We start from the raw sequence: 6,091 nt of genomic DNA, 5'->3' as shown, positions 1-6,091 counted from the left end.
CAGCGATCTGGACGTGCTCCCCGACACCGAGCGGCAATTGCTGCTGGCGGACTTCAACCACACCGCCACGGATTTCGGCACGGCACAACCGATCCAGCACCTGTTCGAAGCCCAGGTCCAGGCCAACCCCGACGCCGTGGCCCTGGTCTGCGAACAGCAGCAACTGACCTACCGCCAGCTCAACCGTCGCGCCAACCACCTGGCTCGACAGTTGCTCGAACTGGGCGTCGAACCCGATCAGCGCGTGGCGATCTGTGCCGAACGCAGCCTGGACATGATCGTCGGCCTGCTCGGCGTGCTCAAGGCCGGCGCCGCCTACGTGCCCATCGACCCGGCCCACCCCGCGGAGCGCATGGCCTTCATGCTCCAGGACAGCCAGCCTCGGGCCTTGCTGACCCAAGCGGCCCTTGCCCTGCCGTCCGGCGAGCTGCCGCTGCTCTTGCTCGACACGAGCGATTCGCGGCGAGCGGCGGATGACGCGGCTTTTGATGCCAACCCGCAGGTGCCCGGCCTGACGCCTGAGCATCTGGCCTATGTGATCTACACCTCCGGCTCCACCGGCCAGTCCAAGGGCGTGATGGTCGAGCACCGTTCGGTGTTCAACTTCTGGCAGGTGCTCACCCGCACCACCCACCAGCATTGCCCAAGCCCGGCCACCGTGGCCCTGAATGCCGGGTTCTTCTTCGACATGTCGATCAAGGGCATCTCCCAGCTGTTCTCCGGCCATCGGCTGGTGATCATCCCACAACTGATCCGCGCCAGCGGCCATGAACTGCTCGACTTCCTCGAACAGCACCAGGTGCACGCCTTCGATTCCACGCCGTCGCAGCTCGACACCCTGCTCGCCGCCGGCCTGCTGGAACGCAGCAGCTACCAGCCGGTGAGCGTGCTGCTCGGTGGCGAGGCCATCAATGCCGCGACCTGGGAGAAACTGCGCAACTGCCCAAGCATCCGCTTCTACAACATGTACGGCCCCACCGAATGCACGGTGGACGCCACCATCGACCTGATCCGTGACCTGGGCGAGCGTCCGAGCATTGGCCGGCCGATTGCCAACGTCCAGGTGCACGTGCTGGATGCGCGAGGTGAACCGACACCGTTGGGCGTGGCCGGTGAGCTGCACATCGGCGGCGCCGGCGTGGCCCGGGGTTACCTGAACCGGCCGGAGCTGAGCGCTGAACGCTTTATTAAAGACCCGTTCAGCACCGAGCCGAACGCACGCCTGTACAAGACCGGCGACCTCGGTCGCTGGCTCGCCGACGGCACTCTGGAGTACCTGGGGCGCAATGACTTCCAGGTGAAGATTCGTGGGTTCCGTATCGAATTGGGTGAAATCGAAAACGCACTGGTGGCCTGCCCGGGCATCCGCGAGGCCGTGGTGATCGCCCGAGAAGACAGCCAAGGCGATTCGGAGAGCAAGCGCCTGGTCGCCTATGTCTGCGGCGAACCGGTCCCGGCCGAGCAACTGCGCAGCGCGTTGTTGAGCGGCCTGCCCGAATACATGGTACCCAGCGCGTTCGTGCACCTTGATGCCCTGCCCCTCACCGCCAACGGCAAGCTCGACCGTCGCGCCCTGCCGGCGCCCGGCCAGGAAGCCCTGGCGAGCAAAACCTACGAGGCGCCCCAGGGCGACACTGAAATCGCCATCGCCGAGATCTGGAAAGGATTGCTGCATCTGGATCAGGTCGGCCGTCACGACGGCTTCCTCGAACTGGGCGGCCATTCGCTGCTCGCCGTGCAGTTGCTCTCGCGGCTGCGACGCAAGCTGGGTGCACGGGTGACCTTGCGCGAACTGTTCGACGCGCCGACGGTGCGTGGCCTCGCCGCCCTGGTGCACGGCGCATCGCCAACTGAATCGGTCTCGATTCCATTGGCCAATCGCGCGGGACGACTGCCGTTGTCCTTTTCGCAACAGCGGTTGTGGTTCCTCGATCATCTGGACCACGCGGCCGGTGCGGCCTATCACCTGCCATTGGCCTTGAGCCTGAAAGGGATGCTGGACAAAGCTGCGCTGCAAGCGACCCTCGACCGCCTGGTGGCGCGCCACGAAACCTTGCGCACGCGATTCGAATGGGTGGACGACGAGCCACTGCAAAAAATCGCCCCGGCCGACTACGGTTTCCGCCTGGAGCAGCAGGACCTGCGTGCAATGGCCCCCGCTGAACGCCAGGCCACGCTCGAGCACCTCGGCCAGATCAACGCCACGCAGTTGTTCGACTTGCACAGCGGGCCACTGATGCGCGGCCACCTGGTGCAAGTGGCCGATGACGAACATGTGCTGTTCATCACCCTGCATCACATCGTTTCCGATGGCTGGTCCAACAGCGTGCTGGCTCGCGAGGTCAGCGTGCTCTACAACGCCTTCACTCAAGGCCAGAAAGACCCGTTGCCGCCCCTGGCGCTGCAATACGTGGACTATGCCGCCTGGCAGCGACAATCCCTTGAAGGCCCGGCGCTGCAAACGCAGATCGACTTCTGGCGGCAACACCTGGAAGGTGCGCCCGTGCTGCTGAACCTGCCGCTGGATCGTCCGCGCCCGGCGATACAGCGGTATACCGGTGGCATCATCGAGTGCAGCTTTTCGCCCACCCTCAGCGCCGATCTGCGTGCATTCAGCCAGGCCCGGGGCACCACGTTGTTCATGGTGCTGCTGGCGGGCTGGTCAGTGTTGATGAGCCATCTGAGTGGCCAGGCGGATGTAGTGGTCGGCACGCCGGTGGCCAACCGTCAGCGTCCGGAGCTGGAAGCGTTGATCGGTTTCTTCGCCAACACCCTGGCGTTGAGAGTCTCCACCGAGCGTGAGACCCGCATCGACGAGCTGCTGGGGAAAATCAAGGACCTGACCCTGGCCGCCTACAATCACCAGGACCTGCCCTTCGAACAGGTGGTGAGCGCCCTGCAACCGACTCGCAGCATGAGCCACAGCCCGCTGTTCCAGGTGATGCTGAGCCTGGACAACACGCCACCGGCACCGTTGCAGTTGCCCGGGCTCGAGGTACAAACCCTGGCAAGCCCCCACAACACCACGCAGTTCGACCTGTCGCTGTCGCTGATCGACAATGGCGAACGCATCGCTGGCAGCCTGCAATACGCCAACGACCTGTTCGACACACACACCGTGCAGAACATCGCCGGATTGTTTGCCAAGGTCCTGGAAAACCTGGTGACCGACGCACAGCAATCCATCGGCCAATTGTTGCAGGACACGCCGCCGCTGGAGCGCTCGGCCACTGCCGTCGTCCAGCCCGTCATCGCAGAAGACGGTCCCGTGCCGTTGCCTTATGAAGCGCCTCAAGGGGATACCGAGATCGCCATCGCGGCCCTCTGGCAGGACCTGTTCAAACAGGAACGGATCAGCCGCCACGACGACTTCTTCAGCCTCGGTGGCATTTCGCTGATGGCGGTGCAAATGGCCTCTCGCCTGCGCAAAGTCCTCGGGAAACCGATCGCCGTGCGTGACCTGTTCGTCGAGCCGACCATCGCCGGTTTCGCCAGGACCCTCGATGGCCAGTCCCGGCCCGGCGTCCAGCGCAATCTGGTGCCGATCCGCCGCACCGGCTCCCAGCGACCGCTGTATCTGGTCCATCCCCTGGGCGGTGAGGTGCAATATGCGCGGGACCTGGCGCCCACGCTCGATCCCCAGATACCGGTCTATGGCTTGGCCGCCAGTGGCTTGGCGGCGGGCGAGGCCCCGCTGTCCGATGTGCCGGCCATTGCAACGCGTTACCTGACGGCCATCCGCCAGGTCCAGCCGCAAGGTCCGTACCGGATCGCCGGTTGGTCGGCCGGTGGCCTGATCGCCTATGAAATGGCGCGCCAACTGCAGGCCGGCGGTGAGGCCATAGAGTTCCTCGGCATCATCGATACGTCGACCCGTCCAGACCCGCTGCCCGAGTCATCGATCAGTGAAGCGCAGTTCCTGATGGCCTGGCTACCCGAGGGGATCGACCCTGATCTGCTCCGGCAACTGACGGCGCTGGCGGAAGACTCTGCCATCGAGGCGATGCTGACACTGTGCATGACCCATCGCCTGCTACCGGAGGAGTTGCCCGATGACATCGACGCTGCCCTGCTGCGCACGCACCTGGGCGTCGCCTATGCCACGCGGCTGGCCATCGGCAGCTACGTCAGCCCGCCCAGCCCGCTCACGGTGTCGTTGTTCACCGCGAAGGATCAGCAACGCAGCGACCCGACCCTGGGCTGGCGTGCGTTGCTGCAGGATCAGGTGAACGTGACGGCCCTGCCCGGCACCCACAACACACTGGTCAAGGCGCCCCACGTGGCCCGGCTGGGCGAGGCGATTTCCCAGGCCTTGAAAACCGCCACGCTGTCATGACAGCCCCGGGCTGTCCCGCGAGCGATTCGCTGGGCAGCCCGAGGTGTGGAGGCTGATCCATCGTCATCGCGAGCAAGCTCGCTCCCACAAGGGGCCTGTGGTGAATGCAGACTTCATGACACCTTGGTTTCCTGTGGTGAATGCAGACTTAATGAACACCCCCGGATCCCTGTGGGAGCGAGCTTGCTCGCGATGACGGCGGCACAGCCAACATCGGCACACACTGCCCCACCGCTTCGCGAGCAAGCCCCCACAGGTTTCATCCCTGATCTGCGGGCCGGAATGTCCCCGTTTTCCGCTACAGACGTTTCCTACCCGCAACCGCTTAAATACCCCCTCAAGCTGAATCGTTTTTTGTGGATGGAGTCCACAGGCGATGTCCGGTCGGCCGCCGATCAGGACTGTCACCCACCGCACGATCACTCTAAAAGGGAGCCTTATGCATGTGATCATTACGGCCATCGGCTCAGCCGGTGACGTTCACCCATTTATCGGGATCGGCCGCACCCTCGCCGCACGCGGGCATCGGATAACCTTTTGCGCCAGCGCGGTGTTCGCTCCGGTGATCGAGCGCTGTGGCTTCAAGTTCCTGCCCTTGGGTACCCGCGAGGAATATCAAGCGGTCATGGCTGACCCGGCGTTGTGGCATCCGCGCACGTCACTGCCCACCCTATGGAAAACCGTCGGTGGCACGTTGCGCGAACAGTATCGGCTACTGGAACAAGCCTGTGACGACGACACCATCCTGCTCGGCTCGTTGTGGGCGTTTTCCGCGCGGCTGCTACAGGAAAGACACGGCATCCCACTGGTCACTGGCCAGGTCACACCCTTCGCCATCTGGTCGCCCCTCGCGCGCCCCGTCCATCCGCCTGGAACGAACCTGCCGGCCTTCGTACCGTATCCCTTGCGACGCCTGCTGCTGGGGGTCATCGAGCACACCTTCCTCGATCGGCTCATGAAGCCTGAGCTCAACGGTTTTCGCCGGGAACTGGGCTTGCCTGCGGTCAAACGCATCATCAGCCAGTGGATTTCCTCGCCCGACCGGGTATTGGGGTTGTTTCCGGACTGGTTCGCCCCGATCCAACAGGACTGGCCTGCCCAGACGGTACTGACCGGGTTCCCGTTATTCGATGAATCCGGTTTCGAGGCGCCAGACGCCGAGCTGGAGGACTTTTTGAATGCATCCCCACCGGTGGTGTTCACCCCGGGCTCGACGACGGTCAATGCCGAACAGTACTTCGCCGCGGCGGCGAAAGCACTGAAGTTGATCGACCGCCGCGGCGTGTTCCTGACCCGCCAGCCGGTCGACCCGTCGTTGTCCAGCGACGGCAGGATCCTGGTCAGGCCTTATGTTCCCATGAGCCGCATCCTGCCCCATACCTCGGCCCTGGTGCATCACGGAGGCGTCGGGACCACGGCCCTGGCAATCGCCGCCGGAGTGCCACAGATCACCACCCCATTTGCCCACGACCATTTCGACAACGCCGCGCGAATGCAACGCCTGGGGTGCGGCTTGCAGGTGTCCACGCCGGCCTCCGCCGAGGCACTGGCCTCGGCCCTGGACACGGTGCTGAACAGTGCTGACGTGCGCGCCAGTTGTGAGCGCTACAGCAAGGCGATGGCCAGTGGTGACAGCGCCCGCGAAGCGGCAGCGCTGCAAATCGAGGCAATCGCCCGCAGAGCCGCGACGTATCGCGTCGCGTAATCACGGATTGATTGGCGACTGACGCAGCACTGCCATTGGCCCGGCCAGAA

Annotated in this window: 2 protein-coding genes; both read left to right on the top strand. The window is 64.4% G+C overall.

Annotation, left to right across the window (positions count from 1 at the left end; all coding sequences use genetic code 11):
- Positions 1-13 precede the first annotated feature (13 nt).
- Positions 14-4,336 carry an amino acid adenylation domain-containing protein gene (locus tag BLQ55_RS30185; protein WP_256326669.1) on the top strand — a complete coding sequence of 1,441 codons (4,323 nt, stop codon included), beginning with the start codon at positions 14-16 and terminating at the stop codon, positions 4,334-4,336.
- 439 nt (positions 4,337-4,775) lie between these two features.
- Positions 4,776-6,041 carry a glycosyltransferase gene (locus tag BLQ55_RS30180; RefSeq protein ID WP_170847654.1) on the top strand — a complete coding sequence of 422 codons (1,266 nt, stop codon included), beginning with the start codon at positions 4,776-4,778 and terminating at the stop codon, positions 6,039-6,041.
- The last annotated feature ends 50 nt before the right edge of the window (positions 6,042-6,091 follow it).

Origin of the sequence: Pseudomonas sp. NFACC13-1 (assembly GCF_900104425.1) — a bacterium.
GTDB classification, from domain to species: Bacteria; Pseudomonadota; Gammaproteobacteria; order Pseudomonadales; family Pseudomonadaceae; genus Aquipseudomonas; species Aquipseudomonas fluorescens_AA.
The sequence above is the reverse complement of the archived record's forward strand: the minus strand, read 5'-3'. Positions and strand labels throughout refer to the sequence as shown.